Here is a 23,337-nt window from a genome sequence, read left to right on the forward strand (position 1 = left end):
AAAGTTTAAGCTCATGGAACAATACGTTAACAAATTTACGTGCGGGTACCTACTATTTAATTTTGGCAACTGATCGAGTGAAAACAGGACGATATATGATAACCCTCGACGGTCCCGTACGTAATGTAGTAAAACAGCAGTTTGCCCATTGGCAACAAGATAAAGTAAGCTTTGGAAACGAAGGAGGAGGGGGTGGTTATGACAACTTTTTTTCGCCCCGAAACCATGTGTACACTTTTGAGCCGGAGTTAGACTCCTGGTTTGATGTACAGGCCGAGTCGAACGGAGTACCTGTAAAAATCTGTGTAGTTGATCCAACTGGTAAAGTCACGAGTCAGCATTACAGTTCTGAAGATGGTGCGCCTTTTTTGGTTCAGAAGGCCACTCAGAAAGGAGTGTATAAAATTTGGGTAGCAACCAGGGAGACGAACGGGCGTGGCACCTATAAACTGGATGTAGTAGGTACGTTTAAACAAAACCCAACGCGGGTAGAAACAACCCAACAGACGATTAATGGCCAGTTTGTGGCCTCCCAAAAACGGCACGAATACCGGATTCCGGCCCGGCTTGGCAACGTCGAAATCATTTACCGCTCAACCAATACACCCGCCAGTTTTACCCTGTACGATCAGTTTAATCAGCCTATCGAAAGCTTTTTCAGACAAGGCTATGAGTCGTACAATCAACTATTAGACCGTTCCTTTGCGGTGAAGCAGGAAGGTACCCTCAAGCTGGTGGTTGAAACCAAAGAAGCTACCGTGGGCGATTATGAGCTGATGGTTTGGGGACACGCCGGCCCCATTGTGAACGCCAACCAACGGGCCGCTACACCAGCACCAGCCCCGGCCACAACGGCCCCTGCAAGCACCGGTAAAGCTGCGCAGATTCTGGCCGATGTGTTGTTGAGCGGTCGGATTCGGTTGCCCCGGTCGGCCTCGTCGTTCCGTGGGGTCAAAGTGGTGTACGAAGATGTAGACACAGGCCAAAAATTGGGCGAAGCTCTCCCCGACGACAAAGGCAATTACTCAATTATGGTACCGCCCGGCCGTAAATACGCTATTACGGCTACTACGGAAGATGGCGCCATCAGTAGCTCGCAATACGTCAACCTCGCCCGCAAAACCCAACCCAACGAACGCATTGTTCTCGATGAAATTGCCATTATCTCAGCTCTCGACGTGGGAAGTGCCATCACACTCAACAATATATTCTTCGAGACAGGCAAAGACCGACTTCTGCCGGCATCGTATACCGAACTGAGTCGGGTAGCCAAGTTCATGAAGGCTAACCCGTCGGTGAAAGTGGAGATTTCGGGCCATACCGACATGCAGGGCAGCGCGACACTGAACCAGAAACTCTCGCAGGACCGGGCCATATCGGTGTCGTACTACCTACAGGGTAACGGCATCGGGGCGGGTCAGATTAAGGCGATTGGGCTGGGATCGTCGAAGCCCGTAGCGCCCAACACGACCCCGGCAGGCCGCGAGAAAAACCGGCGGGTTGAGTTCAAGATTGTCGGTAAGAGTTAGGCAAACTCCGCCTTGGTGGCATGCTGATTGGGCCAACCTGTAGCGTAACAGGTTGGCCTGAATTTTTTACGATTTTTTTGTCTCTTCCCTGATAACCTCGCCCCCACTCCGGCGATATAGAGGTGTACTTTAAAACAACCAACCGTATGTCTCGTCAAGGCACCCAATCGCGCACGTTCGGCGCTACTCTTACCAACTTTTTGCTGGTTTTGATCCTGTCGTTTGGCTTCATGGCCTGCAGTGATCCCACCGTTCTCGACCGCGATCGGGCCGAGGAGCTTTTGGTCGAAAACAACGCTATAATAGATACGAATCGATTTCAAATCACGCTAAACAACGAGTATACAGCCGCCAATTTCAAAAAATTATCGCTTGAGAAAGAAGGCTACTGGCGACTTAATACCCAGGCTACTGCTAAAAATGGTCTGAATATTCAGTTCACCGAAAAAGCAAAACCCTACCTGGCAGGCGATATGTATAACGAGACAGAGAGAATATCCTTATTTACCTATAGAACAAACAAGTTTCAGCGCGTAGTTGTAAGTTATCACAAGCTTAAAGAAGTTACTGGTATTCGAAAGGACCCGTCGGGTACTAAAGCACTCGTAGAATGTACGTATGAGCTCGAAGGCAAAACCCCTTTTTTCGAACTTTTAGAAAAGACCAACCCCAAAGCCCAACAAGAGAAAAAGAATTTGTTCGCCTTCCGGCTCTACGATGATGGATGGCGAATCGTTAAAACCCCCGAACCAGGTTTTTTATTCTAACCAAACACCCAAAAGGCAAGTGTCCCCCGGCTTCCAGAGCGAAAGCCGGGGGACACTTGCCTTTTGGGGCATTCCGACTCAATAACTACTTCTTATACATGGTCGCACGGGCGTCTTTAATCACCCCTTTCCAATTGAGACCAAAGCCAAAATCGTATGCGTTCCCTTCTGAATCGCGGTGGCAAGGCATATCAAACGGCACATCTTCGGCCTGCTTTTCAACAACGCTCATCGAAGCGGGCATCTGCATCGGCAACAGCCCCGACGGTTGTACTTTACCCGACATAATATCGAGCAACGCCTGATCCTGTACCCCGAAGCTGACCAGAATGGCGCTTGCATCGCCCTCAATTTCGCTGAACACCATCGGGTTTGATACAGCCACCGAAACAATAACGGGCTTACCGTTCATTTTCTGGCGGGTTTCGGATACCAACTGTGCGTCGGTCATGTTGCGCGCCGTTACCGATTTATCCTTGTACGAGCGGTTGGTAAACGACTCCAGCGGGTCGCCCCCGGCCAGGCTCGTGGCCCGCGCATCGGTAGCCGTGTAAGGGCCGTACTGCAAACTGATGGGCAGATAGCCATTACCCCCTTTTTTCAGATCCTCCACATCGTACCCAATACCCGTTTTGGGGTTCTCAATAAACACCAGGGCCACATCGGCTTCGGCGGGGTTGTCGGTCACCTTGAAGTATTTCTTCACCAGCTCCATATTCACCGGATAATCGGTTGAGGATGGAGTTTCGATGCCCAGAAAATTCCGGCTCGCGGCTATGTATCGCTTCGGTACGTACACCGTTTTAGTGGGGGCCAACGGCAGCGCTTTGGCTTTGTTCTTGAGCATAACGATCGACTTGAGCTGGGCTTCGTACCCGGCCTGCATGTACGCGGGCTTACCCACGATCCGGCTCGACTCATCCGCGTTCAGATACGGATTCTCAAACAGACCAACCCGGAAAATATTCCGCAACAACCGCACGGCCGACTGCTCCATCCGGGTCCGCATAAACGATTCTCCGTGCTGTTTTACGCCAAGCTGGTAGGCCTCCAGAATCGGTTTGGCATCGTTGTTCCCCCCAAACTGATCAACACCCGCCATCAGTACTTTGTAGTGACGCTCGGCAAGCGACAGTTTTTCGACACCCCACGACTTTCCGTCGATAAACGAGTCCATCACTTTGTGGTCGCCGGTCACGTTCCAGTCGGTACACACTACCCCATCGTACCCGTACTTCTGCCGGAGCAAATCAGTAATCAGGTAACGGTTGTAGTTGTTGGCTATGTTTTCGCCGTTTTTCTTGTCCTGATTCCACGAGATGGTGTAATAAGGCATCACGGCCGACGCCATGCCGGTTTTGCCGTTGAGCTTAAACGCGCCCTGAGTAAATGGTATCAGGTGCTGATCGAAATTATTGCCGGGGTACACCGCGTATTTACCGTTGGCATAGTGTGCATCGCGGCCAGCCTCGCCTGCTCCACCACCCGGCCAGTGTTTGACCATAGCGTTGACCGATCCGAAACCCCAGCCACCCGCTACCAGCTTCGGTCCGAGCGACGTCTGAAACCCGTTGCAGTAGGCTTGTGCCATCGCTGCCGACAAGCGGGGGCTTTCGCCGAATGTACCTTCAAACCGGCCCCAGCGTGGCTCGGTGGCTATATCAACCTGCGGAGAAAGTGCCGTTGTGATGCCCAGCGCCCGGTACTCGTTGGCGGCAATTTGCCCAAACTTCTCTACCAGTGCCGGGTCAAACGTAGCCGCCAAACCGAGCGACGAAGGCCACATGGAAATACGGCCACCCGCAGCCGCGTTGTACTCAGCCCGTGCCACCGTCCCATGCCGGGGGTCAGAGCTGTTGTTGGCCGGAATCCCCTTGCCAACCCGCTCGCAGAACGCCTGCATCCGGTTATTCCAGCGGGCTGCCACTTCGGGCGTCTGTACGGAGGTAATCAACACGTGCCGCAGGTGGTCAGTTTGCAGAAATTTCTGCTGCTGATCGGTCAGGGCCGTGGGGTCGGTTTCGCCTTCTTTAAACGGTTTGCCGCCATAGGTACCCGCAAAGTAGCCGCCTGCCCGCGCCGGAATAGACTGGTGCGATGAGTACAGCATCAGGCCCGCAATTTCCTCGACGGTCAGCTTCGAGGCCAGGTCTTTGGCGCGCTGTTCGACGGGCAACCGCCAGTCTTCGTACGGGTCGAGCACACCATTTCGGTTCAGGTCTTTAAACGCCAAACCAGCAACCGTAAGCAGCTTAACGCCCGATTCAGCAGAATAACCAAGCGTTTGTCCGCCCGGATTCGTCACCACCCGAAACGAGCCCGCATCTGTTTCGGTCCAGCGCGGCTGAGCCACGGCCAGCGTACTACACGCCCATACCGAAAGGCCGAGCATAAACGATTTTGTCATACAAGTCGATGTCTAAAATGTCTACTGGGTAGCTCACCGAACCACCTTTACGTCAAAAGTACGCAAAGCCCTAATTTATGCGAAGTTCAGTACCAGTTTTTTGCTGTTCATCCATCTTTTTTCGGACCGATGACATTCAGCAACTAAACCGTTTGATACCCCCACCTACCGTTGCGTCAAAACTATTGTCAATCAGACAATCGCATACTCACTTTCGCACCAAAAATCCATTCATGTTCATGAAACTTTCACTACTCCTTCTCTTATTGGTAAGTTCATTGCGCGCTATGGCGCAGATCGGTCTGGGCGGCACGCCAAACCCCAATGCGGTTTTAGATTTAAAAAGCCCCAATAAAGGCTTGCTTATTCCCCGCACTTCCACAACTACCCGACAAACCATTCCGCCGGTTAAAGGTCTGATGGTGTATGACACCACGCAAAGTTCATTTTGGTACCATACGGGGGCTGCCTGGCGCGAAATCACGGATAAATGGCAAAGCAGCAATTCTGCTTTATTCACCAATAATTTTGTGGGGATACAAACCAGCTCGCCAGCGTATGCTCTGGATGTCAATGGTACAATTCGATCACGCAGTTACCTCCGTAGCGACTTTGACGCCATCGTTGAACGGGATGTCTACGCAAAAAATAATCTATACGCTTACAATCGGGTCGGCATTGGTACTACTTCGCCCGATATGCCTCTCGATGTAGTGGGGAATGCACGCATCAGTGAAAACTTGCAGGTCAATGGCAATTTCGGCATTGTCCGCAGCAATAGTTCGACGCAGTTGAAAGTGAGTTTCTCAAGTGGTGTTCTATCCATCACATTACCCGCCAATAACTTTATTGATATCCCTTTTAGCATGACATCGTTTGGGGGTACACCACGAATCAGCATTGCACAGGCCGTTAGTACAGGCAACACATGGCACCAATTTATACTGACCATCCACGATGTAAATACCTCAACCAACTTATTCAAAGTGCGCTTTTATAATGCTGGAAACAGCAGCGCTGTGTTTGACGGGACTCTCCACATGATTGTCGTAGGCCAACCCTGACCCGCACTCAAACGGGTAGTTGCGCTTCTGTCTGTGATTTTATAGGTATGTTCCGTAAACTTCTCCTTTTCTGCTGCCTGGTTGGCTTATTTAGCTCGTTCCGGCGCGATACCCTGACGTGGGTAGCCATCGGTGACTCGATCACGTACCTCAACGACCACCTGAACGAGACCGGCAATCGGGTTACCAAAGGGTATATGACCCGTGTAACCGAGCAATTGCCCCACGTCCAGTTTGTGAATCAGGGACATAATGGCTGGACAGCCGGGCGCATTGCCGCGCAGATTGAGACGCTAAACCTCACCAAAGCGGATCTTTACTCGGTGTTTCTGGGCACCAACGACTGGTGGGCCGGTCGGCCGCTGGGGCAGCTGAGCGATTATATAGCCAATACGGGCAACCAGACGGTGTACGGCTCCTATCGGATTATTATTGATAAGCTCAGGAGCCTCAACCCCAACGCGCCGATCATCCTGATTACCCCCATGCAGCGTGTTGATTTTGTGTACCTGTTCAACTTTAAGAACAACGCGTTTGGCTCATACAAGCCCAAAAACGGGCAGTCGCTCGAAGCCTTCGCACAAGCCATCGACTCTATTGGTCGCCATGAGAAACTGCCCGTGGTAGATTTGTACCACCTCAAAGGGCTGGACCATACAAAACTGGTAAAGTTTAAGCGGCTGAAAGACCCGCAAACCGGTCAGTACCGGAACTACCGATACCCCGATTTTATTGATGTTCCGTTTAACCCGGAAACCGATGAGTACCCCTACCCCGCCGAATCGGTGGCGCAAACGTACGATGGTCTTCATCCTTCCGACGCCGGTTACGAACGGATTGCGCGGGCACTGGTAAAGCGCATTAAACGGCTCTGAAGGGGTTTTTGGTTTTTAGTTTCTGGTTTTTGGTTTTTGGCTTGTCGTTTCTGGTCAATCAACTAAAAATGATAAACCAGAAACCAAAAACGATAAACCACAAACCACCTTTACCCGCCTACTTCACCGCCTTTCGGAGATGTTTGCGGGCCCGCAGCCGGAACTTCCGCCAGGACAGAGGGTCGGCAGGATACGACCGGTCGGCAGGGATATTGTTGATGAGTATGGCCGTCAGAAGCAAAATACCAACGCCCGTGAGCACGGGCGAGAGAGCGTAGGCAAAGCCAAGGCTTTTGATTTTTTCGGAGCCAATATTAGCAATCAGCGCCGTGGCACCACCGGGCGGATGCATGGTCTTGGTGATTTGCATGGCGACGATCGACAAAGACACCGCCAGGGCCGACGACAACCAAAGTTGCCCCGGAAACAGCTTGTACACAGCTACCCCAATGAGCGAGGCAATCAGGTGACCACCGACCAAGTTGCGCGGCTGCGCCAGCGGGCTGTGCGCCGACCCGAAAATAAGCACGCACGAAGCACCCAAAGAGCCAATCAGAAATACATTGTCCTGTTGGGTAAAATGCGTTTGCTGCATGAGTCCGATAGCGGCAATAGCCACAAACGCGCCCAGAAAGGTCCAGAAATGGTCGGCGGGCCGAAGCAAGGTTTGACGATAGATCACATACCGGGCTACACGGTAATGCCGCTTCATTCGTATTCTCATTATCACAACGTTAATAACACATACTCTGTAGAACTGACCGAACAGCTCACTCGATGGCAACAGCCCAACCCGACTGATTAATTCCGAAAACGGACGTTAAAGTCAAAAACCCACCCCGAAACGGATGGGTTTCTGCCAATTGAAGCGTGTCTGTTCCTTACGCCCGTTGCAACGAACGGCTCCGGTTTCCGCGCAACAGGGCCACTATACCCGCCGTGACTGCTACTGTAATCAGCACCTTAGTTGCCAACCCCTGCGGGTTATGTTTCCACTCCGATTTCCAGCCTTTCTCGGCAAAAATATTGGGTACCCGCCCCTGCTTAAAATCGTCGATAATCCCCTCGACCACGTTGACGCGGTCGGCCAGCAGCAGCGGCAACCAATGGCCGTAGCTCGACTCGCTGTATTTGAAAGCGTACCGCCGAAGGGCCCCACTCAGGCCGGTTGGCGGCACGGTTGTGCCAAATACCGCCGTCAGGCCGGGGCGTTCGTTGGAGTGCAGTACCTCTTCCTGCGCTACCTGCTGGGTGGGCCGCTCCCACGAATACCCCGAATGCTCGGCATTGGTGCGTTGTTTCATGGGGTAGGTCGGATCGTTTTTCGGGTCTGCGTCGATGCCCCAGCCCTTGATATGGGCAAATTGGGGGGCTAATTCTTCCAGATTAGGCATTGGCTGAAGGGGGGATAAGAACCGGTTTGATACAATTGTCGAGTTTCTCGGAGAAGATGTGGTAGGCATCAGCTACATCTTCGAGCGGTACGCGGTGTGTGATGAGCGCTTTGGGATTGAGCACGCCATTCTGCACGTGTTCGATGAGCCGGGGCAACAACCGTTTTACCGAGGTCTGATTGCCGCGCATGGTCAGGCCTTTGTTCATGAAGTTACCAATCGGAATCAGATTATCGGTTGGGCCATACACCCCAACCACCGATATGATGCCCCCTTTTTTCACCGAATTAATGGCCCAGTGCATCGCCGTTGCCGAGCCTGCCTGCAACAAGGTTTTACGGCCTGTAATGGTTTGCAGGGCGCTTCCGGCAGCCTCGGCTCCAACGGCATCGATGCACACGTCGGCCCCCATCCAGTCGGTCATTTTCTTAATGAATAATACAGGATCGTCGATCTCTTTAAAATTATAGGCCTCGCAGGGCGCATAGTTGCGCACAAATTCGAGCCGGTACTCGTACTGATCGAACACGATAACCCGGCCGGCTCCAAACAGCCACGCACAGCGTGCAGCCATGATCCCAACCGGCCCCGCGCCAAAGACCACCACTGTATCGCCGAGCTGAATTCCGCCCATTTCGGCAGCCTGATAGCCGGTGGGCACCACGTCGGTGAGCAACACAGCATCGTCGGGGTCCATACCGGGCGGAATCACCGTTGGGCCCACATTGGCATAAGGCACCCGAACAAACTCGGCCTGCCCGCCATCGTAGCCACCCGCCGTGTGTGAGTAGCCGAAAATTCCCCCCACGGCCGTAGCTTCGGGGTTCGATTCGTGGCAGTTTCCAAACATACCCTGCTTGCAGAAGTGGCACTTTCCGCAGGCTACGTTAAACGGTACCAGAACCTGATCGCCAACTTTGAGTTTGTGCACCTCAGGGCCTATTTCTTCGACCACACCGATAAACTCGTGCCCAAACGTGGAGCCTACGCGCGTATCGGGCACGTTGCCATTGTACAGGTGCAGGTCGGACCCACAGATACAGGATCGCGTCACCCGAACAATCGCATCTTCGGGGTGCTTGATCTCGGGCATGGGCTTGTGATCAATACGGACCCGCCCAGGGCCCCGGTAATTCATCGCCAGCATAGTATTCGGTTTACGTTGTTTATTGTTCTTGAATTTTTACCCCCTTACCCTCTCCTGTTTTTCAGGAGGGGGAATCTTACAAGCCAAATTATGAGCCTTTTACCAGCTCGCTAATGGCTCGAAGTAGACGTTTCATTCCCCATCCTGCTTTTCAGGAGGGGGGTTAGGGGATGGTCGGCAGGGCCGCTCCTTAGCCTCAGGCTTCTTTGTTGTTCAATCGGCCCAGTATGGCGGTAGCCAGATTCACGGCACCCTCGCGAGCCACGCGCTCGTTCATCCGAACAGGGGCCGTTACGTGCATGATATGATTGAGGTAGAGCACGTGCAGGGTACGCTTACGCGGCTCCCAAATGGCTTTGTCGCCCACGCCGTTGAGTGCCACCCCTGTGGGCGTATTCTGAGCTGGGGTTACGAGTTTTGTCATGGCGGGAGTCAGGTTAGGCGACGGGTGATTCGAGGAATCGTTATCCGCTGACGCGTCGCCTACCCCCCCACCCGGCCGAATACCGGATTCGGGCCGTTCGGCGGCTGTACCCTCCGGATTTGGGCCGTGGTACGAACCCTCTTTCACACCGAGCGTCAGGGCAGCAGAGTCGCGTTCGGCCACACGTTGGGGCTGAAATAACCGGTCAAACGCGTATTCCGACTGAAACGTAGACTCGTAAGGCGAGTCTTTCTCAAACGAAAAAGTCACTTTTTCGCCCCCCCAGCGCACCTCGCAGCCGTTGAGCATATCGTACTTTTCGAGTTCGACCGATTCGCCCAGTTTAAAGAGGTTACGAACAAACTCAACCGGCAGGTAATTGCACCGTTGGTCGTAGTTGTAGTCGGTGCTCAGGAGCCAAACCCCCGAGACCTCACGGGCCTCGTGCGGATCGCCCGTGCCCGCGGCATCATTGGCCGCATCGGTCGTGGTGCTTTGATCACCGAAAAAACAGGCACTAAGCCCGCACAGGGGCAAAATACAAAGCAGAATCAGGCGTGTTCGTTTCATAGCAGATTAGTCTTCGTCGTGATACGGAGTGCCAGTCGTTACGGCTCCTCCACTTGTCCAGAGACCACCCCCCTGTTGGGCGGGGGCTTTGCTGTTTTCGCCACTCGGTCCGGGTTGGTCGGCTTCCGTTTCGGAGTTATAATCCGGGGCGTGACTCCCCGTGTACGGCGTTTCGCCCGGGCTGCTGGTCACGGGCGCATCGTGGGTACGGGTTTGATTGAGACCGGCACTATTTTCGGGCGAGTACACCGGGACCGGTTGGTCGGCGGCATCGCTATCGGGCGACCGCCAGAGCCGGGGTTGCATAGTCATACAGGTGTTTTTCAGGTTGGTTGAGTAAACGTTATCCTCTCGGCGCTGATGTGAGCGGGCCGATACAGTTTCCAACCCGAAACCGCGCGAAGTACGACCCGCTACTTCGCCAGAAGTAAGGGAACGGCCCCAACGGACCGTTTCCTATATTTAGCAACAGCGAAGCAGGGTGCGGGCGTTGTATTAATGAGCCTGTTTGCCCGACCCGACGGTTCTGGCAATATACTGGCCAAAACTTCACTCAACCTATTCGTTATGGAAACCCAGATCCCATTGATGTATCTGCTGCCTTTGCTTTTGCTGGCGGCCATTTTGCTTACCTACATCACCCACGACCCCATGCGTCGGGCGGGCGACCTCCGCCCCGAACGGAAGCGTAAAAAAGTCCGCAGGGCCAAGATGCGCCCCCACCCACAGCAGCCTTATCTGCTCGAAAACGGTACGGTCATTCTGGCTTCGGAACGCCCCCGACCTGCTCATGCCCCAGAACCGTTTTCTCACTAGTTACAGCCCGAAGGCAGACTCATCCGGCGAATTGGGACTTTACAAAGAGTTGTCGACTGGCAACGGCATAAACCAATTCAACGCATGAAAAAGGTAATCATGGCCGCAGCACTGCTTATGGCAGTAGCCGCCACCAACGCAAACGCGCAGGCGAACAACGGAGCCGCTTCGGGGGGCTCGACCCGGCAATCGGGCTCCGGTACCAGCAGCCAATCATCGGGTAGCAGCACCCGCCAGTCCAGCTCCGGTGCCACTTCGGGAGGCAACACCGGGCAAACCAACAACGCCAATGTGGGTACGGGTACTACAGGCGGCACCACGGGCGGCACTGACGTACGCAGTCAGTCGGGCAGCACATCGGGGCAAGGCCAGATGAATCGCCGGAGTCAAACGACCAAGACACGCCGAACCAACACCAAAGCCACCAACAACGGCAACAGCGGCTCAGGAACGGGTAGCTCAGGCTCAGGCAACAGTAACACTACGTCAGGCTCACGCACGGGCAATCAGTAACCTTTTTAACCGACGTAAGCATGTTCTATCACGATAAGAAACTCCAGTACAAAGTACGGGTCGACAAACCGAACCCGCAGTTTGCCCGCGCCTTGCAACAGGCCATCGGCGGTATTGAAGGCGAAATCCGGGTGTGTTTGCAGTACCTGTTTCAGGCCTGGAACGCACGCGGGCCGGTGCGATACCGGGATATGCTCCTCGATACCGGTACCGAAGAAATAGCCCATATCGAAATGCTGGCTACAGCTGTTTGCCTCAACCTCGAAGGTGCCTCCAGCAGTGTGATCGACACGATTGTGGGGAATGACCCACTCATGGAGAAAATTGTGGGCGGGGGCGACCCACGCCACTACCTGTCGGGTGGTTTGGGGGCTTTGGCCTCCGATGCCAACGGGGTGCCGTTCAACGGCTCGTGGGTGGTGAGTTCGGGCAATATGGCGTCGGATATGCTCGCCAACGTAACGGCCGAGGCCACCGGGCGCACCCTGGCCACGCGCCTGTACGAGATGACCGACGATGCGGGCATGAAAGATATGCTGGCGTTTCTGATCGCCCGCGACACCATGCACCAGCAGCAGTGGCTGGCCGTACTGGAAGAGCTTGGACAAGGCAACCTATATAAAGTGCTGCCCATTCCGAACAGCTTCCCGCAGGCGCAGGAAGTGCAGGAGTTCAGCTATGCGTTTGTAAACACCAACATCGACCCCGAGCAACCGTCGGCTGGTACCAACCGGCGCTGGACCCACGGTCCCTCGCTCGATGGGCGCGGCACGTTCCGCGAAATAAAGGCGCAACCACTCGGACAGGAGCCCCAGTTGGCCCCACCGATCCCGCAGGGGCACGCCCAAACCGAACAGATGCAGGGTTCGGGGCACGAAAAAGCTTAGAGTTCCGGTACCTACTTTCCTGGCTACAAGCCCAACGCGATACAGTCGCGTTGGGCTTGTAGCCGCTTTTTCGTAAACTCATCTCTATTTCTGGCAAAGCCGGCTTGTACCACCGATACCTTTTTGTTCTCCCCATGAATTCGATACGCGCTACCACCTGGAGCCAGCTCATGGAGCTACTCTATGAAGATGCCTGGATGCCATCGCTCCGCCGGTTCAGGCCCCCCTTTGCATTCCGGGGCCTACCCGACGAGTCGTTTGTGCTCGACACCTCGCTCATGCGTATGGGGCAAGACTGCGCCCGCATTGAGGGGCACCTGCTACGGAATTTCAAAAAATACGCCCTGCGCGATGTAGTTGAACGCGACTCGCTCTGGTACTGGCTCTCAGTGGCCCAGCACCACGGGCTGCCCACCCGCCTGATGGACTGGACCTTTTCACCCTACGTGGCCCTTCATTTCGTTACGGCCAATACCGAGCGCTACCATTCCGATGGCATTATCTGGTGCCTTGACTACAAAAAAGTGCATAGCTACCTCCCGGCCGCCCTGAGTGGATTGCTCGAAGACGAAGGAGCCGATGTGTTTACAATCGATATGCTCAGTCCAATTCATTCGCTGCGGGAGTTCGACGCCCGTAGTGAGCACCCCTTTGCCCTGTTTTTTGAGCCACCCTCTATCGACGACCGGATTGTAAACCAGTACGCCCTGTTCTCGGTCATTTCGAACCCGACGATCAGCATGAAAAGCTGGCTCGAACAACGGCCCGATGTGTACCGGAAGATTACCGTGGCCAACGAGTTGAAGTGGGAAATCCGGGATAAACTCGATCAGGCCAACATCAACGAACGGGTGCTTTTCCCCGGACTCGATGGTCTCAGTCGGTGGTTGCGTCGACAATACGTACAACCCATACTCCCCAACCCGCCTACCCAGGCATAGTTGACGCATCTGGCGGCAAGTCCCATTATTAATTTCACTTGAGCAGCGTACAAACAAAAGAGAGTGACCACCATCCGGGTCACTCTCTAAAATCGCCTTGATTGCTGTATTAGGCCTGAACACCCACACTCGGATATGCTCACCTCGTTTTGCGGACAGGGTCGGCCTACCCGAAGTCTTGCACTCCGGACTACCTACTCCCCAATACGGAGGCCATCTCGGCCCTGTTGCAGCCAATGCGAAAAATTAACAAATCGGGAGCGGTTTACTTTGGCTTTCCTGCCTCTACCGGTCGCAGGGTACCCCGCGCCAGCGGTTCAGGTTTCGATTTGGGTGTACTGTACCGCAGTAGGGTCGCTATCGGATACGCCGATTTTGGCGGACGGGTAATCACCAGCTGGTACGACAGTGTCCCGATGACGAGGTTGTAGTACGTCATATTCCCACCCGACTCCTGCGCGAGGCCCCAGTTGGCCACGGGCTCTCTGGCCAGTTGGGCTTCGTCTTGCTTCGACAGGGCTACAAAGGCCGTGTCGGGCATAAATTGCTTGTCGGTAATGCCTTCAATCAGCGACACAACAGCGGGTGGTGTGGTCGTGGCTGGTTTGGTTTGGGCGCGGGCCGTTATGCCAAACAGGCACAACGCGGCTAAAAGAAGTCTGCTTTTCATCGTGTTGAGTACGTTGCATGGTTGATGCACCTATTCTAACAACGTCATTTGGGGACCGAATGCTTATTTTTTTTGAGGATGGTGTTGCTCTAAAGTGGCCTCATCGGGTCGGTTGGCCTTGTTTTTACGAGGTCGAACAACAAGCGTATTAAAATCCGGCACAACGGAGAACAACCAGACAGAACAAGTTATTATATATATACTTGATAGATTTTATATTAATTACTAACGTTATTTAAAACGCGCATGAAAACTTCGCAACAATGGGCGTTGAGCCTAAGCGTACTGACCGCTCTGACCCTGTCGTCAGGCGCCATGGCCCAACAAAATTCGGGCATGAATACGGGTGGCACAACCGCTTCAACGGGCACCATGGTGGGCCGCGAAAGCAAGGCCGAATTCGACCGCATGAACAAGAAAGGAGCCGCCGACGTCTCGGGGGTTCGTCCGTCGAGCGCGAAACTTTCCGACGCCGACAGTAAGCTGATGATGGAGGTAGCCAAAGGGGGTATGGTGCAATTGGCTGTCAGTAAAGTTGCGGCCGAAAAAGCTACCAACCCCGAAGTACGCGAGTTGGCCCGCGCCGAAGTAGAGGAACAAACCGGGTTAGCCGCCAAGTTGAAAGAGATTGCCGCAGCTAAAGGCGTTACGCTGCCGACAGCTCCCGACAGCGAAGCCCAGGCCATGATTGCTCAGATGGAAGGTACAGCCGCCGGTACACAATTCGACATGGCGTATGTACGCGAGAGCGGGGTCAACGGCCACCAGAAGCTCGATAAAGTGATGGATATGGTACGGAGTCAGGCATCGGACGCCAGCCTGAAAAGCCTCGAAATGGCCGCTCATCCGCTCGTCAAAAACCACCTGAAGGTATCGCAGGATATTCTGAGTAAACTGGGCAGTGGCGGTTCGTCGAACCGGTAACTGTAGCGATTTGCCCCATACCGACCTCTTTTTCGGAAACAGGTACGTCATCCAAAGCAAGGGGGCCACGGCATTATGTCGTGGCCCCCTTGCTATTAAGTACGTAGGCTGAATTAAATGGATAATGTAAAGTGTAGAATGGACAATGAAAAAGTCGACTATCAATTGTTAACTCAACTGTTCATCATGCATTTTACAGTATCCACCCCCTTACTTCTCCTGCCGTTTCAGACTGGCCAGAAACTCAACCATGTCACGGATTTCGCGCTTCGACATGATGTAGCCCATGGGCGGCATACTCGACGGCATATTTTCGCGCTTCGTAATTCGCGACACCGCAATCTTGAGCGGCTCAGCGTCGGTAGTTTTAAGCACCAGTTCGCGTTCGTTTTCCGCCGTCAGCACGCCATTCACGGTCTGCCCGTCGGATAGGGTCAGCATCACACTCCCGTACCCAGGCGACAGACGGGCGCTCGGCTCGATCAGAGCCTGCAACAGTTGCTCGCGGCTCAGTTGTTCGCCAATGCGGGTAAGCGAGGGGCCTACCTCGCCCCCTTGCCCGTTGATGGCATGGCAGCGCACACACTGCCCGGTCGAGTTGGTCATGAAATACCGACGCCCCAGAAGCGCATTACCGCCAAACAAGGCATCTGTGTAATCGGCCGTGGTGGTCCCCACCGTGCGGAACGGGGCCAGTTTGGCAATTAACGGGGCCGATCGGCTCGAATCGACCGCTTCGCCCAATTCAAGCGCCAGGCTCGGTGACAACGATTTCGACGCCAGTTTGTCAATCAGCCCAGCCAAAATCGACTCCGTACGGGCTGCAGGCATGGTGCCCAACACCTGAAGCAACTGCTGCTGCTCTTTCACCGTGCCTTTTTCGAAAATCGGTTTCGACACTTCGGCCAACGTTGCCGCCGACAAGTCCTGCCCACGCATGAGGCCGAGGGCCACCGTACGCACATCGGCGTCGGCATCGGTCATGCCCTGCTTAATAGCCGACTCCATGCCCGCGTACCGCAAATTACCCAAAGCCGTGAGGGCCGCCGACCGCACCTCGGCCGATCCGCCCTGACTCAGCAAGGTAGCCAATTGTGCCGTGGCATTGGTCAGTCCCAGTCCGCTGATCATCTGCGCGGTAGCCACCACAATGCTCGGCTCAGCATCTTGCAACAGGGTGTTCAGGCTCGCCTGCAAAGCCGCCCGTACCGGAGCTGCATCGCGGTTGAGCGCTCCCCGGTACCGGCCATCCACGCGGTCCATTACCGATGGATTCGACCAGCTACCCAACGTTGCCAGGGCTTCGGCCCGGAGGGCTTTATTCACATCTTTGCGATTCGCAAACGAGACTAATCCGTCAATTTGCGCGTTACCACCCACCCGCAGGCAAGCGTTAATGGCACGCCGGAGTAAGGGCTCCGAGGTGAAGCGGGTGTTGCCCAGCGTTGCAGCCAGGGCAGGCAAGGCACCTGGAATCGACTCATCGTCGTTGATAGCGCGGGCCGCTTCGGTCACGATGTACTCGTCGCGGTCGTTCAGGAACAGGGCCACTTTTTCGTTTTTCAACCGGCGCAGTACCAGCACAGCAGCCAGCCGCAACGATTTATCAGGGCTATTGGCCAAAGCGACCATCGGCTCTACCTGCCCAATCCGCGACAGCGCCATTACGGCCGCATGGCGCAGGTACACATCTTCGTCGTTGTTGGCTTTGAGCATATCGAGCAATGGCCCGACGGCGCTCTGATCACGAATGCGGCCGAGGGCCTGTGCGCTGTAGAACTGCACCCGTGGGGTATTGCTTTTCAGCAGCCCGATCAGTTGCGCGGTAGCTTCACTCATGTCCGCATCACCAATCACTTTAGCGGCCTGTGCCACAATTTCGGGGTCAGCGTCGCGCAGCAACGCCAGCAGCGGCTTACCATCGGCTTTGTTTTTACGCGCCAGTTGGCCGATTCCCCAAACGCCATGAACCCGCGCCAGTTGATTGGCCGTTTGGGCCGTTGCTTTTTGCAACTGAGCCGCCCCCGCAGCGCCCCGGTTTACGAGTTCAAACTGGGCTTTCTGCCGAATCCGCATGTCGGGATACATCAGCAAATCGTACAGGGCTTCGGGCGTTTGGGTCGCGTAGGCCATCTGCATCAGCCGCTTCGTTTCAGCGCGTTGGGCTTTCAGGTCGTTGCGTTCTTCGGTCACGTCGAGTTTCCAGACCCGGCCGTAGTTTTTGGTATCCCAACCGTTAATCCAGTCGGCCACGTACAGGGCACCGTCCGGCCCGAACCGAATGCCGGTGGGCAGCAATCCTGTCAGCACTTTTTGCTCGCCATCCAGTTCAAACGACGCCCCTTTTGGCTTCAGGCCAAAGGCCCAGATCGGCGAACGGGCCGGGTTACCCACAAACTCTACCAGGAAGAACTTATTTTTCCAGGCCGATCCCAAGGCCGTACCGGGGTTATACACCATGCCCGTGGGGCCATTATGGAAGTTCATGATGGGCGGAATAATGTAAGCCGCCTGCCCGTCCCACCGGGGCTTGAACAGCTTCTCGTCCATCCAGACTTTGTAGCTGTTGTTTTTGGGATCGGTGTATTTGCCGTATTGCCAGTTGGAACGCCAGCCAGCATCGGACCCGTCGACCACGTGGACGAGTCGCTCGCTTTCGCCGGGGTGGTCACCGTCGTTGTCGGAGCTGATGAGGTTACCGTATTCATCGAACACAAACTCGTGTGTGTTGCGCAACCCACCCGCAAACACTTCAAAATCAGTACCATCGGGATTCGAGCGGGCAATGATCCCCTCGTTAGAACGCTTATGATTGACGCCTTCGGCCGTGGTGATGTTGGCCCCGATGTCGCCCATGTTCCAATAGATTTTCCCGTCCGGCCCTTCAATCGGGTTCGACATGTTGTGCCCGCTGAACCCGATGTGTACGCCATAGCCCGTGCTAATGGAGGTTTTATGATCGAGAACGCCATCGCCATTGGTATCACGGAGCCGCCACATGTCGGGGGCCATGGCTACGAACACGTCTTCGGCCCGGACAAGCAAGCCGCCCGCAATGTCAGACACCTCATCGAAGAAGTCGTTCAGAATCCGCATCGACTTATCAGCGATTCCGTCGTTGTCGGTATCCTCCAGGCGCCAGATTTCCTCTTTCTCCACTTTCAGGTCGCGCCAATCGTGACTGCCATCGCCGTTGAGGTCTTTCAGCCACTCGTTCTCTTTGCTTTTTTCGGGGGCGAAGGTGCTGCGCAGAAACTGCCGACGGTCTTCTACGGTCTGCAAGCCAATAGAGGGGGTCATCCAGTTGCGATGCCCCCGAATATCAAATTCGGAGTTTTTCTGCCGGTTGGTCCGGGTCAGGTACACGCGCCCCTGATCATCAATCGACATAGCCACCGGGTCGGGCGCGAGGGAGTCGGAGGCCCACAGCGAAACCTGAAGCCCATCGGCTACGGTCAGGGCTGTTTTTTCGCGGATGTCTTTCGCTTTCTGACGGCCTTCGGCGGGGTCTTCCCGCACAATAAGGGCGGTATCGTTGGCGGCCCTGCCAGGCATCATTTTAACGCAGGACACCACCACCAGAGCCAGCGTAGCCAGCCCGAGTATCGGAGTTTGGAGAGAACGTTTCGGAGCCATTGGGCAAAAAAAATTGGACATTGAATACCGGGCGCCGGAGACAAAAGCGTACGGAGTATGCCTTTGCCTTCCAACACCCACTATCCAATGTCCAATAGGGGTAAGTTCTACTATAAACGTACCGTTGCGGGCAGGTATTTAGCAATCAAATCCTCATAGTAAGGCTTCAGCTCGCTCACAACCGGCGGCTTGGGGCTCTTCGAGTACAAGTCGTACGGATTGAAGGCCCGCACCCACTTGAACATCTCATGGTCGTGGTCATCGAGCAGGTGATTGTACGCGTTTTCGCGGTGCTGTGCGTAGAACGAGTGGTACCGAATCATGTACAGGGCCGGCTCAGGCAGGTAGTCCTTCGTCATGTGGTACAGATACTCATCGTGGCCCCACGACATGTGTACGTTCCGAAGGCCACAGTTAGGCTCGTACACACCGTACTTGGTGTTGTACTGCTCATTTTGGCTGTCGGGGTTTTCGGCAAAAAACTCAGAGTACACAATCTTGTCGGAATGCGCGCAACCCACCGGGAACGTATCGCCTACTACAGCCCACTGCGGCTCACCAAACAGGCAAAGCACCTTGCCCATGTCGTGCAGGAAGCCCGTCAGCACAAACCAATCGGGATGTCCGTCGGCGCGGATAGCCTCCGAGGTTTGCAGCAGGTGCTGAAGCTGATCGAGGTCGGTATCGGGATCGGAGTCGTCGACGAGCGTGTTCAGAAATTCGGCAACGCCCCAAACGGTCATCTCTTTTTTGTTGAACGCCAAGAACTCCTCCCGCTTCTCACGCACGAAATCGAACGTCTGATAGCGGTGGTTGAGCCGGTAAAACTCCCGAACGGTATCACGGGCCGGAGCCTCGTAGTTCCGGTATTCTTCTTTGGTTTTGTGCTCTGGATTCACTGAGGCCGGTGTTTCGGGGTACCGGGCCAACAGGTCGTCTTCCCACTCTTCGAGGGAAGCCAGCGGATTCCGTTCCTGCTCAGTTAATACGGGTTGCTGATTCATGGGGGCAACGTTTTTAAAATTTTGGCCCAATGTAGGAAATTATTGCATTCTTACCTTGCCCCTGTTTCCACGTTGGCGGCTTTACGCCGAGTAAATTTGCCTATTACCCACTCCCGAACGGCCTCGCTGTTACTGGTCGTAACGATTTTATTCGCTACTTCGCCTGTTCAATTGCCGGGGCCTACAGGCGCTGGCTTTCTTACGTTTCACAACATGGCGCGAATTGCCCTTTTTCCCGGCTCCTTTGATCCATTTACCAAAGGCCACGAAGACATTGTTCTGCGCGGCCTGAACCTCTTCGACCAGATTATTATCGGCATTGGCCGGAATGCCAATAAGCAACGGTATTTTCCGCTCGATGATATGGTCCGCTTTATTGAGCAAACGTTTCGCGATTATCCCTCGGTGTCGGTTTTACCGTACGACGGCCTGACGGCCAACGTGGCCCGCGAGGCCGGGGCCAAATTTCTACTCCGAGGCTTGCGCAACACCACGGATTTTGAGTATGAAAACAGCATTTCGCAGGTAAACCGATATGTGTACGAAGACGTCGAAACGGTCTTTCTGATCACATCGCCCCACCTCGCTCCTATCAGTTCGAGCATTATCCGGGATCTGCACCGCTACGGCAAAAATGTGGATGCCTTTGTACCCTACAAACTCGATCAGTAACTGAGAATGTAGCTAATGGATAATGTGGAATGTATAATGATTAATGTAGAGCAAGCAACATACTTTTTCAACACATTGAATATTAGTCAATTATCCATAAATTCTACATTATGCATTATACATTAGTATAAACAGCGAAGCCGGGCGGAAGATCTTCCGCCCGGCTTCACTGTTTATGAACACCCGACTTACCGCGTATTTACCGTAGCCTGATACACCTGATCGATCACGTAACGAATCGAGCTAAACGAATTGGTTAGGGCTACCAAAGCCTGCTTCCGGTCGAGCCAGGCCAGTTTTTCAATGTCTTCGTCTTCCTGCGGGGCCATGCGACTGTCGTCTACCAGCCGCATTCGATACCATTTGGTTCGTTTCAGAATCCGGCTTCCGTTGTCCGTGTAGGTGTGGTAGGTGGTGCAGATTTTATCTTCGATAGCCACCACGACCCCGGTTTCTTCTTCCACCTCGCGGGCCGCCCCCTCACGCGACGACTCGCCGTCGTCCAGTTTGCCTTTGGGCAGGTCCCATACTCCCCGGCGGAACATCAGCAGCATCTGATCGTTCTTAAAAACCACCCCTCCTGCGGCCTTGACAACCTTGAAAAGGCTCGCAAACCGCTCTTCGCAGGCTTCTTTATCCTTGCAGATGAGCGTGATCGATTGCAGATCGCTCACATCGGCGGTTTGCATCAGAGTCACCACTTTCTCGACCATCGTCGGGGCTACATTAAGCACCAGCAGATGGCCTTTCAGGGCGTCATCTTTCAGGATTTCAAGCCGGGCGTCCACGATCTGATCGTAGTGGGTCAGGTCGTCTAAGCGGTTGGCTTTCTTTGTGTTGATGAACCGAATCGGGCGGTCGTCGATAAATACAATCATCTCATGCAGACGTGTTCCGTGAAAAACCATTTCTGACGGCACAGGGCGGCTTTGCCTCTGTTGCCCGTTCGGTTTGATGAACAAAATTAGAAAAAAGCGCTTTTGTTTGCGTTGAGCCGACAATTGCTATTTTTGCAACAGGCCAATTAACTCCCTTTGTGGAAATTCTTATAATCCTCTTACTGACGATACTTAACGGCGTTTTTTCTATGTCAGAAATTGCCCTGGTATCGTCCCGGAAAGCTAAACTCGAAACCAGTGCCAAAAACGGCGATCGACGCGCCCAGGCAGCCCTCGATCTGGCCAACTCGCCCAACCGTTTCTTATCGACCGTTCAGATCGGTATCACCCTTATTGGCATTTTACTCGGTATTTTTAGTGGTGACCAGCTCACTACCGACGTCCAGAACTTTGTGGCCCAGTTCCCTTACATAGGGGCCTACTCTCGGCCTATTGCGGTCGCGTTGGTGCTGTTGGGGCTCACCTACCTTTCGCTGGTACTGGGCGAATTGGTGCCCAAACGGATTGGCCTCTCTAACCCCGAAGGCATTGCAAAAACCATGGTTGGGCCCATGAACGTGCTGTCGCGCGTCACCTCACCGTTTATTGGTTTGCTGAGCGTTTCCAGCGACGGTCTGATCAAACTGATGGGCATCAAACCCAACGAAAGCGCCGTTACGGAAGAAGAAATCAAAAGCCTGATTCAGGAAGGTACCACGGGTGGGGTCATCGAAGAAATTGAGCAGGAAATTGTGCAGAACGTGTTTCAGCTCGGCGATCGGCGGATTACGTCGCTCATGACCAACCGGCAGGAAATCGTGTACCTCGATCTGGAGGCTGAGCCCGAGGAGAACATCGAAAAAATCACGACGTACAAACACTCTACCTACCCCCTCTGCAACGGTTCGGTCGATGAAGTAGTCGGGTTGGTTGCGTCGAAAGACTTACTCGGCAAAGACCTCAACACCGAAATAAATAACCTCGAAGCCATCAGCCGCGAGGTGCTGTTTATTCCTGAAAACAACCGGGCCTATCAGGTACTCGAACGCTTCCGCGAACGGCGGCAGTATGTCGGTATTATTGTGGATGAGTACGGTGGGGTACTGGGCATGGTGACCCTCAACGACATTATCGACGCCCTGGTGGGTGATATTTCGGAAACGAGCGAGTTTAATTACGAAATCAGCGAGCGGGCCGACGGCAGTTTCCTGATCGACGCTCAACTTCCGTTCGACGATTTTCTGAACCACTTCGACATCAACGTGTCGGAACAGAAACGGCGCGACCTGACCGGCTTCGATACCCTCGGTGGCTTTGCTTTGCATATTCTGAAAGACATTCCGAAAACGGGCGAAACCTTCAGCTGGCAGGACTACCGATTCGAGATTATCGACATGGATAAGAGCCGGATCGACAAGATTCTGGTTACCCGCGTCGACGACGAATAAACCGGCTGCCGGGCTACACGAGCCGCTTCCGGGCGGTTTCGCCGACGGCTAACAACTCTCCGATTTCCCATGATCAATTCCCAAATTGCCCGGCATCTGCTGGAAGTGAAAGCCGTGAAACTACGGCCCGAGGAACCGTTTACCTGGAGTTCAGGCTGGCTATCGCCCATTTACTGCGACAACCGGGTAACACTTTCGTACCCCGAGGTCCGTACGTTTATCAAAAACGCCTTAGCCGATGCGATCCGGCAGAATTTCCCGGCGGCCGACATCATTGCGGGCGTGGCTACGGCAGGTATCGCGCAGGGGGCGCTCGTAGCGGATGTGCTCAATCTGCCGTATTGTTATGTACGGCCGGAGCCCAAAAAACACGGGATGGGCAACCAGATTGAAGGGCGGTTTGAGGCCGGGCAACGGGTTGTTGTGATTGAAGACCTGATTTCGACGGGCGGCAGCTCGCTCAAGGTGGTGGAGGCCCTCCGGCAAGCTGGTGCCGACGTGCTGGGGATGGCCGCTATTTTTACGTATGGCTTTCCGTTGGCCGACGAAAATTTCCGTAACGCCAACGTTCCGCTTGTATGCCTGAGCGACTATTCGGCCCTGATCGAAGAAGCCCAACGAATGGACTATGTACAGGCCGAGCAATTAAGCTCGCTCGGTGCCTGGCGTGAAGACCCCGGCAGCTGGGGTCGTTGACCCAACCGAGTTTCCCTTTTCATAACGCCCCCGGAGCCCCTGTCCTTTAGCCGATTTTAATGGACAGCCGCTTCG

Annotated in this window: 22 protein-coding genes; 12 read left to right on the forward strand and 10 right to left on the reverse strand. The window is 54.4% G+C overall.

The features are described 5' to 3' along the window. Nucleotides 1–95 precede the first annotated feature (95 nt). Entirely contained in the window at nt 96–1,529 is a 1,434-nt protein-coding gene (locus RUDLU_RS28605; RefSeq protein ID WP_019986966.1) for an OmpA family protein, read from the forward strand. A gap of 146 nt (nt 1,530–1,675) precedes the next feature. Then, complete coding sequence (locus RUDLU_RS0103510; RefSeq protein WP_019986967.1) at nt 1,676–2,296, forward strand: hypothetical protein; 621 nt, start codon at nt 1,676–1,678, stop codon at nt 2,294–2,296. A gap of 85 nt (nt 2,297–2,381) precedes the next feature. On the opposite strand, the gene RUDLU_RS0103515 is transcribed toward RUDLU_RS0103510, so the two are convergent. Beyond that, a complete protein-coding gene (locus tag RUDLU_RS0103515; protein WP_019986968.1) occupies nt 2,382–4,703 on the reverse strand; it encodes a glycoside hydrolase family 3 protein in 2,322 nt (773 codons plus the stop codon). A gap of 239 nt (nt 4,704–4,942) precedes the next feature. Between RUDLU_RS0103515 and RUDLU_RS0103520 the strand changes: the two genes are divergently transcribed. Further along, entirely contained in the window at nt 4,943–5,767 is an 825-nt protein-coding gene (locus tag RUDLU_RS0103520) for a hypothetical protein (protein WP_157580079.1), read from the forward strand. Between the two features lie 47 nt (nt 5,768–5,814). Then, nucleotides 5,815–6,642, forward strand: coding sequence for an SGNH/GDSL hydrolase family protein (locus tag RUDLU_RS0103525; protein ID WP_019986970.1), 828 nt, complete (start codon nt 5,815–5,817; stop codon nt 6,640–6,642). Between the two features lie 118 nt (nt 6,643–6,760). Here the strand turns inward: RUDLU_RS0103525 and RUDLU_RS0103530 are convergent, their stop codons facing one another. The 5 genes from RUDLU_RS0103530 to RUDLU_RS0103550 form a co-directional block, all read right to left on the reverse strand. Further along, on the reverse strand, nt 6,761–7,366 hold the full coding sequence (locus tag RUDLU_RS0103530; protein WP_044129337.1) for an HPP family protein: 606 nt from the start codon (nt 7,364–7,366) through the stop codon (nt 6,761–6,763). 157 nt (nt 7,367–7,523) lie between these two features. After that, nucleotides 7,524–8,036 (reverse strand): hypothetical protein, encoded by a 513-nt coding sequence (locus RUDLU_RS0103535; protein ID WP_019986972.1) that lies wholly within the window; start codon nt 8,034–8,036, stop codon nt 7,524–7,526. After that, the gene (locus RUDLU_RS0103540; protein ID WP_019986973.1) at nt 8,029–9,183 is read right to left on the reverse strand and encodes a zinc-dependent alcohol dehydrogenase; all 1,155 of its coding nucleotides are present in this window, start codon (nt 9,181–9,183) and stop codon (nt 8,029–8,031) included. The genes RUDLU_RS0103535 and RUDLU_RS0103540 overlap by 8 nt, the downstream gene beginning before the upstream one ends. Before the next feature lie 196 nt (nt 9,184–9,379). After that, nucleotides 9,380–10,177 (reverse strand): hypothetical protein, encoded by a 798-nt coding sequence (locus RUDLU_RS0103545; RefSeq protein ID WP_019986974.1) that lies wholly within the window; start codon nt 10,175–10,177, stop codon nt 9,380–9,382. Nucleotides 10,178–10,183: 6 nt separating this feature from the next. Next, complete coding sequence (locus RUDLU_RS0103550; protein ID WP_157580080.1) at nt 10,184–10,489, reverse strand: hypothetical protein; 306 nt, start codon at nt 10,487–10,489, stop codon at nt 10,184–10,186. Between the two features lie 255 nt (nt 10,490–10,744). On the opposite strand from RUDLU_RS0103550, the gene RUDLU_RS0103555 reads away from it, so the two are divergent. From RUDLU_RS0103555 to RUDLU_RS26870, 4 genes are all read left to right on the forward strand, one after another. Further along, a complete protein-coding gene (locus RUDLU_RS0103555) occupies nt 10,745–10,993 on the forward strand; it encodes a hypothetical protein (RefSeq protein WP_157580081.1) in 249 nt (82 codons plus the stop codon). 84 nt (nt 10,994–11,077) lie between these two features. Then, a complete protein-coding gene (locus RUDLU_RS0103560) occupies nt 11,078–11,506 on the forward strand; it encodes a hypothetical protein (protein ID WP_019986977.1) in 429 nt (142 codons plus the stop codon). Nucleotides 11,507–11,526: 20 nt separating this feature from the next. After that, on the forward strand, nt 11,527–12,393 hold the full coding sequence (locus RUDLU_RS0103565; RefSeq protein WP_019986978.1) for a manganese catalase family protein: 867 nt from the start codon (nt 11,527–11,529) through the stop codon (nt 12,391–12,393). A gap of 134 nt (nt 12,394–12,527) precedes the next feature. Beyond that, nucleotides 12,528–13,334 (forward strand): FRG domain-containing protein, encoded by an 807-nt coding sequence (locus RUDLU_RS26870; RefSeq protein WP_019986979.1) that lies wholly within the window; start codon nt 12,528–12,530, stop codon nt 13,332–13,334. 265 nt (nt 13,335–13,599) lie between these two features. Here RUDLU_RS26870 and RUDLU_RS0103575 read toward each other — a convergent pair whose 3' ends face one another. Continuing rightward, nucleotides 13,600–14,004: a hypothetical protein gene (locus RUDLU_RS0103575; protein WP_019986980.1), complete on the reverse strand. Its 405-nt coding sequence runs from the start codon at nt 14,002–14,004 to the stop codon at nt 13,600–13,602. A gap of 246 nt (nt 14,005–14,250) precedes the next feature. On the opposite strand from RUDLU_RS0103575, the gene RUDLU_RS0103580 reads away from it, so the two are divergent. Next, a complete protein-coding gene (locus RUDLU_RS0103580; protein ID WP_019986981.1) occupies nt 14,251–14,928 on the forward strand; it encodes a DUF4142 domain-containing protein in 678 nt (225 codons plus the stop codon). A gap of 210 nt (nt 14,929–15,138) precedes the next feature. Here RUDLU_RS0103580 and RUDLU_RS0103585 read toward each other — a convergent pair whose 3' ends face one another. Beyond that, the gene (locus RUDLU_RS0103585) at nt 15,139–18,564 is read right to left on the reverse strand and encodes a PVC-type heme-binding CxxCH protein (RefSeq protein ID WP_044129338.1); all 3,426 of its coding nucleotides are present in this window, start codon (nt 18,562–18,564) and stop codon (nt 15,139–15,141) included. Nucleotides 18,565–18,674: 110 nt separating this feature from the next. Then, nucleotides 18,675–19,568 carry an inositol oxygenase family protein gene (locus RUDLU_RS0103590; protein WP_044129839.1) on the reverse strand — a complete coding sequence of 298 codons (894 nt, stop codon included), beginning with the start codon at nt 19,566–19,568 and terminating at the stop codon, nt 18,675–18,677. A 213-nt stretch (nt 19,569–19,781) separates the two neighbouring features. Here RUDLU_RS0103590 and coaD point away from each other — a divergent pair, with 213 nt between their 5' ends. Further along, nucleotides 19,782–20,240 (forward strand): pantetheine-phosphate adenylyltransferase, encoded by a 459-nt coding sequence (coaD, locus tag RUDLU_RS0103595; RefSeq protein ID WP_027302725.1) that lies wholly within the window; start codon nt 19,782–19,784, stop codon nt 20,238–20,240. Between the two features lie 188 nt (nt 20,241–20,428). On the opposite strand, the gene RUDLU_RS0103600 is transcribed toward coaD, so the two are convergent. Next, nucleotides 20,429–21,118, reverse strand: a complete 690-nt coding sequence (locus tag RUDLU_RS0103600; protein ID WP_044129847.1) for an NUDIX hydrolase — start codon at nt 21,116–21,118, stop codon at nt 20,429–20,431. Nucleotides 21,119–21,276: 158 nt separating this feature from the next. On the opposite strand from RUDLU_RS0103600, the gene RUDLU_RS0103605 reads away from it, so the two are divergent. Then, nucleotides 21,277–22,566, forward strand: a complete 1,290-nt coding sequence (locus RUDLU_RS0103605; RefSeq protein ID WP_083940514.1) for a hemolysin family protein — start codon at nt 21,277–21,279, stop codon at nt 22,564–22,566. Between the two features lie 69 nt (nt 22,567–22,635). Further along, on the forward strand, nt 22,636–23,262 hold the full coding sequence (gene pyrE / locus RUDLU_RS0103610) for an orotate phosphoribosyltransferase (RefSeq protein WP_019986987.1): 627 nt from the start codon (nt 22,636–22,638) through the stop codon (nt 23,260–23,262). Nucleotides 23,263–23,337 lie beyond the last annotated feature (75 nt).

The organism is Rudanella lutea DSM 19387 (assembly GCF_000383955.1).
Lineage (GTDB): Bacteria > Bacteroidota > Bacteroidia > Cytophagales > Spirosomataceae > Rudanella > Rudanella lutea.